This is a genomic window from Streptomyces sp. NPDC091376 (assembly GCF_044757085.1).
Lineage (GTDB): Bacteria > Actinomycetota > Actinomycetes > Streptomycetales > Streptomycetaceae > Streptomyces > Streptomyces pratisoli.
Genome location: NZ_JBIVUF010000005.1, coordinates 166,015 through 180,415 on the forward strand (window position 1 = coordinate 166,015; position 14,401 = coordinate 180,415).

Sequence of the window (14,401 nt, forward strand, 5' to 3'; positions counted from 1 at the left end):
GGGACCGGTGCCGGCGCAGCTTCGACAACATCTGTTGGCAACAAAGTGGTTTCACGTTCTTGACACAAGGCTTGTTCAAGAGTCAATCTTCCGTCGTCGGGTGGGAACGTTCCCACCGCGTTTGGGCACGTTCCCATTCTCTGCTTCGGGTCGACCGGCAGGACGGTTGGCCCGTACTCCGGTGCGTCTGCGCCGCCTGGGAGGACACACACATGAAGAGCACCCGGAAGCTGTTGCGTACGAGAGGCACCGCCGTCATATCGGCAGTGGCAGCTCTTGGTCTTCTCTCCGCATGCGGCGGTGGTGACGCCGGTGGGACCGGTGGAGGCGTCAAGGACGGCAAGACCACCATCACCATGGGGCTGTTCGGCGTCATGGGGTTCAAGGAGACGGGACTCCTTGATGAGTACATGAAGAAGAACCCGAACGTGCGGATCGAGGCCGACGTCGCGGGTGACGAGCAGACCTACTACACCGCTCTGCAGACGCACTTGGCTGCCGGCAGCGGCCTGAAGGACATCCAGGGCATCGAGATCGGACGCGCCAAGGAACTCGTCGACACCCAGGCCGACAAGTTCGTCGACCTGTCCGAGGTGCCGGGCACCGACCACTTCCTGCCGTGGAAGCTGAGCCAGGTCACGGGCAAGGACGGCAAGGTCATCGGGCTCGGCACGGACATCGGCCCCATGGCCGTCTGCTACCGCAAGGACCTCTTCGAGCAGGCGGGACTGCCGACCGACCGCGAGCAGGTCGCCAAGCTGTGGGACGGCGACTGGGCCAAGTACGTCGCGGCCGGCAAGCAGTTCAAGGCCGGCTTCAAGGGCGACAAGGTCGCCTTCACCGACAGCGCCAGCGGGCTGTTCAACGCGATGATCTACGGCAGCTCCCAGCAGTTCTACGACAAGGACGGGAAGCTGATCTACAAGGACAGCCCCGTCGTCACCGGTGCCTGGGACCTGGCCTCCGGGGCCGCGACCTCGGGCCTGACCGCGAAGCTGCGGCAGTTCCAGCCCGGCTGGGACCCCGGCCTCGCGAACGGCACGTTCGCGACCACGGTGTGCCCGGCGTGGATGCTCGCCCACATCAGCGAGAAGGCGGGCCCGCAGAACAAGGGCAAGTGGGACGTCGCCAAGGCACCGAAGGGCGCCAACTGGGGCGGTTCCTTCCTCGGCGTCATGGAGAAGAGCCCGGTCAAGGAAGAGGCCAAGAAGCTCGTCGCCTGGCTCACCGCTCCTGAGCAGCAGGCCCGCCTCTTCGAGAAGATCGGCAACTTCCCCTCCTCGCAGAAGGCGTTGGAGGCACCCGAGGTGGCGAACGCCGAGTCCGAGTACTTCAGCGGCGCTTCCATCGGCCGGATCTTCGGCGCCGCCGCGCAGGAGATCCCCGACGAGCAGGTGCTGGGCCGCAAGGACGGAACGATCAAGGACATCTTCTCCCAGGGACTGAGCCTGATCGAGTCCCAGGGCCAGAGCCCCGACAAGGCCTGGAAGACCACCGACGAGCGCATCCAGAAGGCCGTCGGCTGACGTCCCCCGACGCCCCGGCGGCCACATGCGCACGACCACGTGCGTGACGGCCGCCGGGGTGTGCCCAGCCCGCCCACGTTCCACGTAAGGACCCCTGGTGGCCACTCAGACCTCGACCGCGGCGGCCGGCGAACAGCCCACCGAAGAGCCCGCCGGCCCTGACCGACCCACCCACGGGGGCCGGCAGAGACGACGGACCGGCCGACGGAGCACACTGCTCCACCGCCTGGACCTGAAGGGCGCGCCCTACGCCTTCATCGTCCCCTTCTTCGTCATCTTCGCCGCCTTCAGCTTCTACCCGCTCCTCTATACGGCCTGGATCTCGCTCCACCGCGTCGAGCTCGCCTCCATGGACCTCATGGAATGGGTCGCGTTCGACAACTATGTCGGCCTGGTACAGGACGAGCGTTTCTGGAACGCCCTGTCCAACACCATCACCATCGGAGTGCTCTCCAGCGTCCCGCAGCTGTTCATGGCGCTCGGGCTGGCTCACCTCCTGAACTACCGGCTGCGCGGATCGACGTTCTTCCGGGTGGCGGCCCTGACGCCGTACGCGACATCGGTGGGTGCCGCGGCGCTCGTCTTCACCATGCTCTTCGAGCGTGACTTCGGCATGATCAACTGGATTCTGAGCCTGGTGGGCGTCGACAACGTCGACTGGGAGGGCAACAAGTGGGCCGCGCAGATCGCGATCTCCACGATCGTCATCTGGCGCTGGACCGGCTACAACGCCCTGTTGTACCTCGCCGCCATGCAGGCGATCCCGCGCGACCGTTACGAGGCCGCGGCGATCGACGGAGCCTCGCGCTGGCAGCAGTTCCTGAAGGTCACCATTCCCGGTATCCGGCCCACCATCGTCTTCACGATCGTGCTGTCCACGATCGGCTCCACCCAGCTCTTCGGCGAACCCCTGATCTTCGGCCAGGGACCGAACGGCATCACTGGAGGAGCGGACAACCAGTACCAGACCCTCGGACTGCTGCTCTACGAGGAGGGCTGGAAGAACTACCAGATGGGCCGCGCGGCCACGGTGGCCTGGGCGATGTTCCTGCTGCTCATCCTCGTCTTCGCCCTCCAGCGCCTGCTCAAGCGGCGCTCTTCGCGCCCGTCCTGACCAGGAGATGCACACCATGACCACCGACACGCTCCCGGCCCGCAAGGACGCGCCGCGGACCTCGCCCGGCAGTCGCCGCGGCCTCCGGCTGCCGAAGGGGCTCCGCGCCGGCCGGCAGCACCACGCGGGCCCCGCCACGTACGTCCTGCTCACCGTCGCGGCGGTGTTCTCGCTCTTCCCGCTCTACTGGACGATGGTTGCGGCCTCGACCGACAACACCCGTGTCACGCAGACGCCGCCGCCTTTTCTGCCAGGTCCGCACCTGTTCGAGAACCTCGGGAAGGCCTGGCAGGACGCCGCACTGGGCAAGGCCATGCTGAACAGCCTGATCGTGGCCGGCACCATCGCCGTGTCCACCGTCCTGTTCGCCACGCTCGCCGGCTTCGCCTTCGCCAAGCTGCGCTTCAAGGGCCGCAACGTCCTGCTCATGCTGGTCATCGGGACGATGATGGTGCCGCCGCAACTCGCGGTCGTGCCGCTCTTCATGATGATGACCGACCTGGGCTGGGGCCAGAAGCTGCCCGCCGTCATCTTCCCGACCCTGGTCAGCGCGGTAGGCGTCTTCTTCATGCGCCAGTACCTGGCCGACGCGCTACCCGACGAACTCGTCGAAGCCGGCCGCGTGGACGGCGCGCATTCGCTCCGTATCTTCTGGAGCATCGTCCTGCCGGTCGCCCGGCCCGCGATGGCGGTCCTGTTCATGATCACGTTCGTCCACGCCTGGAACGACTTCTTCTGGCCGTTCATCGTGCTGGACATGACCAACCCGACGGTCCCCGTCGCCCTCACCCAACTCAGCGCAGGGTATGTCCGCGACCAGTCGCTGATCATGGCCGGCGCCCTGCTCGGCACCCTCCCGCTGCTCGCGATGTTCGTCGTCTTCGGACGCCAGATCGTCGGCGGCATCATGCAGGGAGCGGTCAAGGGCTAGGTCGCGTCCGACCCATCCCGCCTGGTGCGTGACGCCCGCCGGCACCCCGTGCACCCGCTCCCATCTCCGTGTCACCCATTGACTGACTGCACTTCCGGAAGGACCCTCGTGGATATCGCTGCTGGACACGTCGTGCCCCGGACCGAGGCCCCCGCGGGACTCGCGTTCCCCTCGTCGTTCACCTGGGGCACCGCCACCGCCGCCTACCAGATCGAGGGCGCCGCCACCCTGGACGGACGCACCCCCTCCATCTGGGACACCTACTCCCGCACTCCGGGCAAGGTGCGCAACGGCGACACCGGCGACATCGCCACCGACCACTACCACCGGTGGCGCGAGGACGTCGCCATCATGGCCGACCTCGGTGTGGGCGCCTACCGCTTCTCCATCGGCTGGCCCCGCATCCAGCCGACCGGCCGCGGTCCCAGCGTGCAGAAGGGACTCGACTTCTACCGCAGGCTCGCGGACGAACTCCTGGAGAAGAACATCCAGCCCGTCGCGACCCTCTACCACTGGGACCTGCCGCAGGAGTTGGAGGACGCGGGCGGCTGGCCCGAGCGCGCCACCGCGGAGCGCTTCGCCGAGTACGCGGGCCTGGCGGCCGTAGCGCTGGGCGACCGGGTGCGGACATGGATCACGCTGAACGAGCCCTGGTGCAGCGCCTTCCTCGGTTACGCCTCCGGGGTCCACGCGCCCGGACGCACCGACCCCGTGGCCGCGCTGCGTGCGGCACACCACCTCAACCTCGGCCACGGCAGGGCCGTCCAGGCCCTTCGCGCGAACCTTCCGGCCGACGCGCAGGTCTCCGTCACTCTCAACATCCACCATGTGAGGCCGCGTTCCGGCGACGAGCGGGACGTCGACGCCGCACGCCGGATCGACGCCCTCGCCAATCGCGTCTTCACGGGCCCGATGCTCGACGGCGCGTACCCGGAGGACCTGCTGCGGGACACCGCGTCCCTCACGGACTGGTCCTTCGTCCAGGACGGTGACATCAAGGAGATCCGGCAGCCGCTCGACTTCCTGGGCGTCAACTACTACACACCGACCCTCGTTTCGGGCGGTGCCCCGGAGTCCAGCCACGGGTCCGACGGCCACGGAAACAGCACGCACAGCCCCTGGCCGGCAGCCGACGACGTGTCGTTCCACCTGCCCCCGGGCTCCACCACCGCGATGGGCTGGGCCGTCGACCCCACGGGTCTGTACGACCTGCTGCTGCGGCTCAAGGGCGACTTCCCGGACCTGCCGCTCATGATCACCGAGAACGGCGCCGCCTTCGACGACTACGTCAACCCGCAGGGCGAGGTGAACGACCCCGACCGGATCGCCTATCTTCAGGGCCACCTCGCGGCCGTGCACGACGCGATCGAGGCCGGCGTCGACGTCCGCGGCTACTTCCTGTGGTCCCTCCTCGACAACTTCGAATGGGGCTACGGGTACAGCAAGCGCTTCGGCGCGGTCTACGTCGACTACCCGACCGGCAAGCGCACTCCCAAGGCCAGCGCCCGCTGGTACGCGGAGGTCGCGCGCACGGGCGTGGTGACCGCTCCTGACGCGACCGCTGACGCGACGAAGGGCTGAGCGGCTGGGCACGGTCCTCCGGGCCGACGAGCGTGGTGTCATGCGGCTCGCCGGCCCGCAGGCCGTTCCTCCGCACACACGCACACGCACACGCCCATGCACACGCACACGCACACGCACACCGAAGCACCGCCGGCCCACCGGCGGTGCTTCGGTGTGCTCACTCGCCGGGGTAGCGGACTCCGACGAGCGCGCGGACCCGGTCGAGCGTGCTCATTACGTCCAGGCTGCCGCGCAGCGGAACGAGCGCGGACTCGGTCCGCTTCTCGCGCAGGCACCGCATGACTTCCAGGGCCTGGTGGCCGTAGCCGTTGCCCACTTGGGGCTCCGCCTCGACGACCCGCGGCTCACGCCCGTCGCGGTGAAGCACCAGCCTTCGAGGGTTGTAGAAGTCTGCCGGGAACTCGATCCGGCCCTCGGTGCCGTGCACCACGGCACCGGTGGCACTGCCGAACGCGAGGGAGCAGGAGAGAACGGCCACAGGCCCGCTGTCGTACCCCAGCACCATGGCCGTGGTCTCGTCCACACCCTGGTCGTTCAGATGCGCCCAGGCCGAGACGTGGTCCGGAGGGCCCAGGAAGAGATGGGCGAACGCGACGGGATAGGTGCCGAGATCCAGCAGCGCCCCGCCGCCGGCGGCCGGGTCGCGCAGTCTGCTTCCCGGGACGGCCGGCACGCGCGCGGAGAAGTCGGCGTGCACGGAGGTGACGTGACCGATCAGGCCGTCGCCGATCATCTCCCGGGCGTGGCGGACCAGCGGATTGACGAAGGTCCACATGCCTTCCATCAGGAAGAGCGAGCGTCGCTCGGCAGCGGCGATCATCGACGCGGTCTGGGACCGGTTGAGCGCGAAGGGCTTCTCGCACAGGACGGCCTTGCCGCCTTCGAGGCAGAGGGTGGTCGCGTCGAGATGGTGGGCGTGCGGCGTGGCGATGTAGACGACGTCGACGTCAGGATCGTCCGCGAGGTCCTGCCAGCTGCCGTACGCGCGGGGGATCGCGAACCGGTCGGCGAAGGCCTGCGCGGCCTGCTGCGAGCGGGAGCCGACGGCTACGACGTCCGCTCCGGGTACCGTGCGGAGATCCTCGGTGAAGGCTGCGGCCATCGGGCCCGTCGCGAGGATTCCCCATCTGATGGAGCGGTCGAGCACGTGCGGTCCTCCTGAGGCGACACCGTGGGGATGGGAACGTTCCCATCGTTGTGCAAGGCTCACGCGCGGAGTCGTCCATGTCAAGGACACGGCCTGTCCTTCGGTGTGACTCCTTGTGATGCCACTCCCGAAGGGTCCGGTCGGTCGGGTCGGTCGGGTCGGTCGGGTCGGGCGGTCGGTCGGAGGCGGTGGGGCGGTCGGGCGGCAGTGTTGCGCGCCGACCCGGACGGAGTGCGGGGACCTGTCGAGCGAAAGCGGTACCGGCGGTCCTGCCCAGGGCGGATCCCACCCCGCCGTCTATTTCTCTCGCGAGCGAGATATGCTGAATTCTGGTATTGATCCGGTGCTCTGCGACGGTGAGCATCCCGGCGAGCCACCACGTGTCCTTCGTGTAGGGCGTCCCCGGCCGCAGGTCACACCGTGTGTCCTGCCCGGGTTGCTTTCGTGCCCGTGTGGCCCCCGGCCTCGCCGTCATCCTCGCTGTCAATGCCGCGCACCCGTTGTGACGCGCCTTTGCCCATGCGGTGCACACAATCGATTCCTGCCCCGCCTGGAGGCCCCACGATGGACACTGCTGACGAGGCCGCACGCGGCCTGACCGACATCGAAGGATTCCTGTACTGGGAAGCCCACCGCCGTAGCGCCCACCACCGTGCGGCTGAGTTCGTCGCACGGGTGACCGGGCTGAGTGAGGGGCAGAAAGCCGAGATCGAGTGGTGGTACGTGGAGGAGCAGATCCGCGTTTCCCGCAGGATGACGCAGCACATGGCCGCCCACTTCACAGCGGTGGAGAAACACCATGCCAAGCGCTATGCACAGCTGCGCCGGGGTGTGTACGGCGCGACGACGCTCATCGCCCTGTCGATGCTCAGCCTGTGCATCGCGGTGATCCTTGGCACCGCCGGCTGACCGGGCAGACCTGGGCCCGGCGGACCGGAGCCGGGCAGTACCCGCGGCGGTGCGGCACGCCGCAGCACTTCACGGCCGACAGCAGACGGCCGTGGCAGGCGAGCACATGGCGGAATCGGCTGCCGCGACTGCCCTGAGCCGGTTCACGGCGCCGTTTCCAGGCTGAGGAGCATCTTCCGCAGAGCGCCGGCAACGGCAGCCCGTTCCTCGGGTTCCAGCACGGACAGGAGTTCTCGCTCCAGGGCCAGTTGGGCCTCGATGAGACCGTCGAAGTCCTCCCGCCCTTGCTCCGTCAGGCTGACCAGTGAGCACCGCCGATCGTCGGGCGACGTCGTGCGGTTGATCCAGCCCGCACGTTCGAGGCGGTTGAGGCGCCCGCTGAGTCCGGCGGAGGAGACGATCAAGGACTGCCTGAGCTGTCCGGGCGTCAGCGCATGGGGTGGCTCTGCCCGGCGCAGTGTCTGCAGTACGTCGAGGTCCCCCACGTTGGCGACGGCCCTGCCGTCCCTGTGTCGCAGCTGGTCCGCGAACCGCTCCTCCGCCAGGCGTGCCGCACGAAGCAGTCGCCCGATCACGGCACTCGACGAGACGTCCAGTTCTGGCAGCCACCGACTCCATTGCGCCAGCATGGCGTCCACGCTGTCGCCGCTGCCGCTGCCGCTGCCGCTGCCGCTGCCGGGGTCTGGATCGGGATCGAAGTCTGTATGCATGCTGTGTTCAGTGTAAGGCGGGGTGCCGTCGGACAACCTGTTCTGCGCGGGATCACCGGCCACGGGCTCGCGTCGCGCATTCGTGTCTCCGGGCCGCATCGGGTCGTCATGCCGCCCCACCTGCCGTTTCCCCGGTGACACCGCGCTCAGCGCGAAGATGTACCACTGTTTGACAACATGCTCGTCGGCGGCTGTGGTGACAGGCGATCGGGAGAAACGTTGTGTTAGTCTTTCACAGCGTCTTGGACACCGTACGCACTGCCGTGAGGGGGTGTCCGAAGCGCGATGCACCTGCCCACCTAGAGTCGGGCAGGTGGAGTGTTCCGGGCGCCACAGGATCCCCCGCCGGTGGCGCCCGGAGCCAGGCACGCAGAGCCGTGCGTCCCGCCGGGCTAGGAACGGACGGCGCGGTAGAGGCCCCGGCCGGTCCGGCGGATACGGGAAGCGCCGACCAGACGATCGAGGGTGCTCCGGACCGCGTTGATGCTCCCGCTGTCGGCGTCGCGGCCGAGGGCCGCGGCCACGTCGCGGGCACGCACATCCGCGTCGCCGACCGTGGCGAAGTACTCCACGATCTGCTCGGTCAGCCGGCCGTACGTGCTGTGGCGCTCGGCGTCGGCTGCTGCTGCGTTGGGCCTCGCTGCGCTCTTCCGGCTCTCGGACCGCTGAACCTGCGTTCCGGTCTTCGCCTGCGTACCGGTCTTCGACGCGACCTTCGCGGACCTGGAGGAGGACATGTCGGTCTGCGGTACCACGGGCGCCGACGCCCGGTCCGGCCCGGCGGCCGTGGAACCCGTGGCACCCGCAGAGCCCCCCGCGGCCGCGCCGGCTGTGTCGAGCGCCAAGGCCTTGAGGGCACCAAGGGCCCGCTGGACGGAGTCGAGGTGCGCGACGACCGCGGCCAGCTCCCTTTCCAGGGCCTGCTTCTGGACCTCGAGGCGGTTCAGGTCCACCTGGAGACTTTCAGCGGTGATCTCAATGTTATGAGCCGCGCGGGTTACAGAGACCATGTGTTCCTCTCATCCTCAACGTTTCTTGTTGCATCCCTGCCGACTCACCTGCTGTGTTCCTCGGCCCGGGCGCCGGGATGGGTACCCCTGCCATCATATGCAGGAGCGCACCCCGAACCACAGATGACGTAGGCAGACCACACGTGTGCCGAAGAGCGCGGGTGGCACCGAACAGTGGAGACGCGAAAGCACGATGCTGTCGCCGGGTAGCGTGCCGACGACTCGCGGTGGCCGTCCTGTCGGCCGGAGACCGCATGGTGCGGGGGACCACTTCCAAGGAGTCGCCGCCGCGGAGTCGGCCGCCTGGTCCCCTCACCGCGCGTCGGCGCCCGACTTCACACTGTTTACGCATCGCTGACGCACCTTGGCACGGCAGAGCTGTCACAGAACGGGGCCGGTCCCGGTCAAAGATCCGGATGCGTTTGGAGCAGCGGGCGATGGGGGGACATCACGAAGCCGCATGATCGCGCCACTCGACAGCGCGAGGAATGGAGACAGCAGGATCATGCATCGTGAGACGCCTTGCGCTGAGGGTTCCCTGGACCGGGCCGTTTCCGTCTTCGTGGAGCTCCGTCCACGCCTCTTCGGCATCGCATACCGCGTGCTCGGAAGCGCGGTCGAGGCCGAGGACGTGGTGCAGGAAGTGTGGCTGCGGTGGCAGAGGACTGATCGTTCGGCAGTGCTGAGCCCAGTGGCGTTTCTGTCGAGAACCACCACTCGGCTGGCCATCAATGTGGCCCAGTCCGCCCGTGTGCGCCGTGAGACGTACATAGGCCCGTGGCTGCCCGAGCCCATCGACACGAGCACCGACCCGGAGGTGGGTGCTCAGCGGGCGGAGGCTCTGGAGCTGGCCCTGCTCCTCGTGCTGGAGAGGCTGAATCCCAACGAACGGGCCGCCTACGTCCTGCGAGAGGCCTTCGACTACGACTACGCCGAGATCGCCGACATCCTTCAACTCAGCCTTGTCAACGTGCGGAAGATCGTGAGCCGGGCCCGCAAGCATCTCACCGCCGACCAGCGGGAGACCGTGGACACGGTGGAGCACCGACGGCTTCTCGAAGCCTTCCTCTCGGCGGCACGAACGGGAAACGTCGCCTCCCTGGAGGCTCTCCTCGTGCCGGATGCCGTCAGTCTGTCCGACGGCAACGGCCATGTGGGCGCTGCTCGCGTCCAGGTTCTGGGCCGCGCACGCGTGGCGAACCTGGCGACCGCCAATCCGAGGTTCTGGAGCGGGGCGGACATCCGGAGTGTGCAGGCCAATGGACGGTCCGCAATGATGATCCACCGGGACGGTCTGCCCACGACCTTCGTGACGATAGCGGCCTCGAAAGACGGCATTCACACGCTGATGTGGGTGTTCAATCCGAGCAAGATCGCCGCGTTCCTCGGCTCACGCTCACGTTCCACGTCGGCCCTCCGCCTGGAGAGGAATGCGGCGTAGCCTCGCCGTGGACACTGCCCTCGCGCAGGGCGTTGAGCCCGTGGACAGTGCCCTCGCTCAGGGCGATGGGCAGCAGGCGCGGACCCTCCGAGGGATCGCGTCGACCAGGACCGTGTCCGGTACGGATCACGGGTACGTCCTCCGGCCGGCTTGGTTCCAGGAACGGAGCTTGTCCGGGTTGAGCACGGCCCACACCTGCACGACATGACGGCCGGCGATGTCGAGGCTGATGACCGCGGCCACCTGGTGGTCGTAGCGCACCACGAGACCGGTCAGCCCGTTGACCGACTGGGCGTGCAGTGTGGTGCGCGGTCGTCGGGCCAGCAGTGTCAGTAGGCTTCGCGCGACCCGCCTGTTGCCGTGGACCGGCTTGACCAGGGCCCGGATCTTGCCGCCGCCGTCGAAGAAGGCCGTGGCATCGGGGGCCATCAAGGACGTGAGGAAGACCGCGTCCTCCCTCACGCACGCCTCCCGGACCGCATGGACCACCGCGTCATGCTGCTGCGATGTCGTTGGCCGCGTGCGTCCGGCTTGAAGACTGCCGAGCGCGCGGTCGGCCGGCTCGGTGTTCTCCGACACCGGCTGCCCCACCACGCGGGGGAGCACATCCGGCGTCACTCCGAAGACGTCATTGAGAACGAACGCCGCGCGCTCGGCAGGAGACAGGGAATCCACCGCATACAGCAGCACCTCACTGATCTCCTCCGCGAGCGTCTCGTCGGCCTCCTGCTCGCCCGCAGGGGCCTCCCGGCCACTGGGCAGCGCCAGCCGGGCCAGACAGATGCCGCCGGCGACGTTCGCGAGCCACGCACGTGGCGCCGTGATCTGCGCCCGCACCTGATCGGACAGCGCGTACCACCGCCGATAGGCCTCATCAGTGACGCACTCGGCCTCACTGCTGCTGCCCAGCATCCACGTGACGACATCCAGGAGATGCTGCCGCTCATCGAGGAGCTCCGCGATCGGCACTCCGTCTTCGGGCTGGTCCATACGGCATTCTCCCTCTGGCACGGCACCACACAACGCAGCCGCCGCTTCGATCGACCTCATCGCATTTCACGAAGGTTGAAGCAGGCCCGGCGCCCCGTCGGCAGGATGCTTCTCGCCGCGTCTCCGTGCTGGGAGAAGGCGGAGCGGCCGGCGACGGTGCGGTCCTTGTACAACGACTCTCTTGTTCCGTGCGTTCGACAATTGAGACCGGACAGACGTGCAACTTGTGACATCGGCCTGACCCACGCGTACAGCAGCCACCCGAGCGAGCCACGGCCACGCCGGGCCGGGACCTGCACGAGAACCGCTGCGGCGGCATCGAGGCCTGCCGAAGCTCAAAACGTGGGGCCCATGGGCACCGAACGGAGATCGGATCACACCCGACCGGACGGGCCATGTGTCACACGAACCACGGCCACTCGGTCTCATATGTGAAAGATGTGTTTCGTGCGCCCCCAGGCCGCTGCGTTCATATGCCGGTCTGGGGGCTGCCTTACGTTCCTTCGACGAGGAGCATTCTGTGGACTGGCGTGAAATGGCGACCTGCCGAGGTGAAGACCCAGAGCTGTTCTTCCCGATAGGCCATAGCAACAGCAGCGCGATCGTGATCCAGGTGGACGAGGCGAAAGCCGTGTGCCGTCGCTGCCCCGTCATGGAGCAGTGTCTGGACTGGGCCGTCAAGGCGGGTCCGGTGGAGGGGGTATGGGGCGGCACCACGGAGAGGGAACGCCGTGCCATCAGCCAGAGCCGGATGCGCCAACTCCGGAGCAGGATGCGCGCCGCGTCGTGACCTGACCTGACCTGAGGGATATCCCGTTGTGGGGGCCATGAGCAGGGCCGTAGGGTCCCTGCATGTCCCTACGTGTTCGTATGCGTCAAGCCCTCCCGGAAGCGATGCGCGCCCGCGACAAAGCCGCGGTGAGCGCGCTGCGCGCGACGCTCGCCGCACTGGACAATGCGGAGGCTGTGCCCGTGGACGAAGCGGGCACGCGGGCCGTGGCGCTCGAGCACGCACCGGTCGGTGCCGGTGCCACCGACGTGGCGCGACGTGAGCTGAGCGAACGCAGTGTGGCGGACATCGTGCGCGCCGAGGCGAACGAACGACTGCACGTCGCGGCGGAGTTGACGTCACCGGCTCACGCTGACCGAGTCGCGCGGCTCCGCGCGGAGGCCTCTGTGCTGCTTCGCTTCCTCGACGGCAACGGGTCCTCGTAGACGGACCGTGAGCAAACCCACTCGACAGATCACGGAACCACACTGGACCACTGGTGTTCCGAGTCGGTCGAGCGGTGCGTCAACCGCTTGAACCAGTGGCGCAGCATCGCCACCCGCTATGAGAAGACCGCGACCATCTACCTGGCCGGACTCCCCTCCGCGGGCATCCTTCTCTGGTCCGCGAGTTGAAGCCGTTCCTATGACGAGACGGTCTCTTCACAGCACAATCGCAGCTGTGCCTGCAGGTCCGGAACGGCCGCCGCGTCGCAGGACATGACGACCACGAGCCTGCTGAGGTCGATGCCCTCGGGCCGCTGTGTGCAGGACCATCGCTGTCCTGCCCGCAGAAGGGACCTGAAGAGCAGCCTCCGGCCGGCGGCATCGCCCGAGAGCGCCTTGTCCGCGGCCTGGACGATCAGCACGTAGCGGTCCGCGGGCAGCCACTTCAGATCGCTCAGACAGTCGGAGAGGGCATCCCAGTTCCACCCGAAGTAGTCAGGCAGCCTCAGTCCGTCGTAGAACTGCTGGAAGACGGCGTCCGTGTCGCGCATCTCTCGGCCGTCGAGACGCGCTACGTACGTCGTGCCGGTCATGGGAAGCAGCAGATCGACAGGCAGGGCGCCTTGCTCGGGAACGACGTGCACCCAGGGCACGGTGTGCACCGCCACCTCCCCCTCCCGTGATCCAGGGCTTCCACCGCCGTCAGAGCCGACGACGGCAGCGAGCTGCAAGTCTAGATCCAAACGACGGCCTTGGTGCATTGATCACGAGCGTTGTGGCACTCGTGGGTCAGGCTCCTGCCGTGTCTCCGGAGATCGTTCGAGGGGATGTCCGGAGACACGGCAGGTGGGGTCAGTCCCAGACCAGGTTGAGGGAGCGTTCGAAGTTGACGTATCCGGCGCGGGCGAAGGACTTCGCCATGGGGACGTTGCCGAGGTCTGTCGATGCCCTGATCCGGTCGACGCCCTCGGCGGCCAGGATGCGGGTGCCCTCGGCCAGGATCTCGTCGATGTAGGCGTTGCCGCGGTGTTCGGGCAGGACACCGATGTACGCGATGATCGGGTGGTAGTTGTTGCGGGCCGGGACCACGAAGCCCACCGGATCGCCACCGTCGGCGAGTTCGGCGATGCGCCACCACTCCTGCGGGCTCGTGAACCTGGCGAACTCTCCGTCGTAGTGCCGTTCCGCCGCCTCGCGCGGGCTCAGACCGGACGCCAGTTGCGCCTGGCTGTGGGCGTCGAGGGTGCCCTCCATGACCGGGGCCATCAGGGCGAGGAGGTCCTCACGGTCGGCCACCGGGCGGAAGACGAGACGCCCCTTGGACTCCGGGAGCAGGGACGACGGGGTCCACTGCAGCCGCAGCCGCTCGACCAGCAGCCGTGCGCCCGTGCTCTCCAGCACGCGCGTGCGGGATTCGACCACCTCGCGGGCTGCGGGGTCCTCGTGCCAGTCGGGCGGGACGAAGCGGCCGTACCCCGGCAGCGTTTCGCCGGCGGGGAAGACAGCCGCCGTCGCCGTCTTGAACAGCCGCAGGCCGATCTCGTCGCGGTCGGCCTGCGGCAGCGTGTCGTCGACGTCGAAGAAGTCGAACTGCAGCGGAACGTCACCCCCCGGGGTCGTCCACCAGGCGAGCCGCGCGAGGAGACGGTCGCCGTCCAGGGCCACCCAGGCCCACTCGGGGCGGCGGCTGCCGCCGGCGAAGTCGTCGGTCAGTTCGTGGTCGAGGACGTAGGAGAGCCGGCAGAAGAGATCGATCTCCTCGGGGCCGGTCAGAGGTCGGTAGCTCACCGATGTCAGAGTCAAGTCAACTCCTGTGAAGGGGGA

14 protein-coding genes are annotated in these 14,401 nt (G+C 68.0%); 8 read left to right on the plus strand and 6 right to left on the minus strand.

Features of this window, described 5'->3' with window-relative positions; translation table 11 throughout:
- The first annotated feature begins 212 nt into the window (after positions 1-212).
- From ACIQMR_RS12940 to ACIQMR_RS12955, 4 genes are all read left to right on the plus strand, one after another.
- Positions 213-1,526 (plus strand): ABC transporter substrate-binding protein, encoded by a 1,314-nt coding sequence (locus ACIQMR_RS12940; RefSeq protein WP_401385460.1) that lies wholly within the window; start codon positions 213-215, stop codon positions 1,524-1,526.
- Between the two features lie 97 nt (positions 1,527-1,623).
- Positions 1,624-2,640, plus strand: a complete 1,017-nt coding sequence (locus ACIQMR_RS12945; RefSeq protein WP_401385461.1) for a carbohydrate ABC transporter permease — start codon at positions 1,624-1,626, stop codon at positions 2,638-2,640.
- A 16-nt stretch (positions 2,641-2,656) separates the two neighbouring features.
- Entirely contained in the window at positions 2,657-3,571 is a 915-nt protein-coding gene (locus ACIQMR_RS12950; RefSeq protein ID WP_401385462.1) for a carbohydrate ABC transporter permease, read from the plus strand.
- Between the two features lie 114 nt (positions 3,572-3,685).
- Complete coding sequence (locus tag ACIQMR_RS12955; RefSeq protein ID WP_401385749.1) at positions 3,686-5,152, plus strand: GH1 family beta-glucosidase; 1,467 nt, start codon at positions 3,686-3,688, stop codon at positions 5,150-5,152.
- A 160-nt stretch (positions 5,153-5,312) separates the two neighbouring features.
- Here the strand turns inward: ACIQMR_RS12955 and ACIQMR_RS12960 are convergent, their stop codons facing one another.
- Positions 5,313-6,302 (minus strand): Gfo/Idh/MocA family protein, encoded by a 990-nt coding sequence (locus ACIQMR_RS12960; protein WP_401385463.1) that lies wholly within the window; start codon positions 6,300-6,302, stop codon positions 5,313-5,315.
- A gap of 564 nt (positions 6,303-6,866) precedes the next feature.
- On the opposite strand from ACIQMR_RS12960, the gene ACIQMR_RS12965 reads away from it, so the two are divergent.
- Entirely contained in the window at positions 6,867-7,211 is a 345-nt protein-coding gene (locus ACIQMR_RS12965; RefSeq protein WP_401385464.1) for a hypothetical protein, read from the plus strand.
- 143 nt (positions 7,212-7,354) lie between these two features.
- Here ACIQMR_RS12965 and ACIQMR_RS12970 read toward each other — a convergent pair whose 3' ends face one another.
- Together ACIQMR_RS12970 and ACIQMR_RS12975 are read right to left on the minus strand one after the other, a co-directional pair.
- Complete coding sequence (locus ACIQMR_RS12970; RefSeq protein ID WP_401385465.1) at positions 7,355-7,921, minus strand: MarR family winged helix-turn-helix transcriptional regulator; 567 nt, start codon at positions 7,919-7,921, stop codon at positions 7,355-7,357.
- A 392-nt stretch (positions 7,922-8,313) separates the two neighbouring features.
- Positions 8,314-8,931, minus strand: coding sequence for a hypothetical protein (locus ACIQMR_RS12975; protein WP_401385466.1), 618 nt, complete (start codon positions 8,929-8,931; stop codon positions 8,314-8,316).
- A gap of 505 nt (positions 8,932-9,436) precedes the next feature.
- Between ACIQMR_RS12975 and ACIQMR_RS12980 the strand changes: the two genes are divergently transcribed.
- Positions 9,437-10,372, plus strand: coding sequence for an RNA polymerase sigma-70 factor (locus ACIQMR_RS12980; RefSeq protein WP_401385752.1), 936 nt, complete (start codon positions 9,437-9,439; stop codon positions 10,370-10,372).
- A 126-nt stretch (positions 10,373-10,498) separates the two neighbouring features.
- Here ACIQMR_RS12980 and ACIQMR_RS12985 read toward each other — a convergent pair whose 3' ends face one another.
- Entirely contained in the window at positions 10,499-11,362 is an 864-nt protein-coding gene (locus ACIQMR_RS12985; protein ID WP_401385467.1) for an RNA polymerase subunit sigma, read from the minus strand.
- Positions 11,363-11,882: 520 nt separating this feature from the next.
- Between ACIQMR_RS12985 and ACIQMR_RS12990 the strand changes: the two genes are divergently transcribed.
- On the plus strand, positions 11,883-12,152 hold the full coding sequence (locus tag ACIQMR_RS12990) for a WhiB family transcriptional regulator (RefSeq protein WP_401385468.1): 270 nt from the start codon (positions 11,883-11,885) through the stop codon (positions 12,150-12,152).
- A gap of 104 nt (positions 12,153-12,256) precedes the next feature.
- A complete protein-coding gene (locus ACIQMR_RS12995) occupies positions 12,257-12,577 on the plus strand; it encodes a hypothetical protein (protein ID WP_401385754.1) in 321 nt (106 codons plus the stop codon).
- Positions 12,578-12,774: 197 nt separating this feature from the next.
- Here ACIQMR_RS12995 and ACIQMR_RS13000 read toward each other — a convergent pair whose 3' ends face one another.
- Both ACIQMR_RS13000 and ACIQMR_RS13005 read right to left on the minus strand, forming a co-directional pair.
- Entirely contained in the window at positions 12,775-13,245 is a 471-nt protein-coding gene (locus ACIQMR_RS13000) for a barstar family protein (RefSeq protein ID WP_401385469.1), read from the minus strand.
- A 184-nt stretch (positions 13,246-13,429) separates the two neighbouring features.
- Positions 13,430-14,365 carry a GNAT family N-acetyltransferase gene (locus tag ACIQMR_RS13005; RefSeq protein WP_401385470.1) on the minus strand — a complete coding sequence of 312 codons (936 nt, stop codon included), beginning with the start codon at positions 14,363-14,365 and terminating at the stop codon, positions 13,430-13,432.
- Between the last annotated feature and the right edge of the window lie 36 nt (positions 14,366-14,401).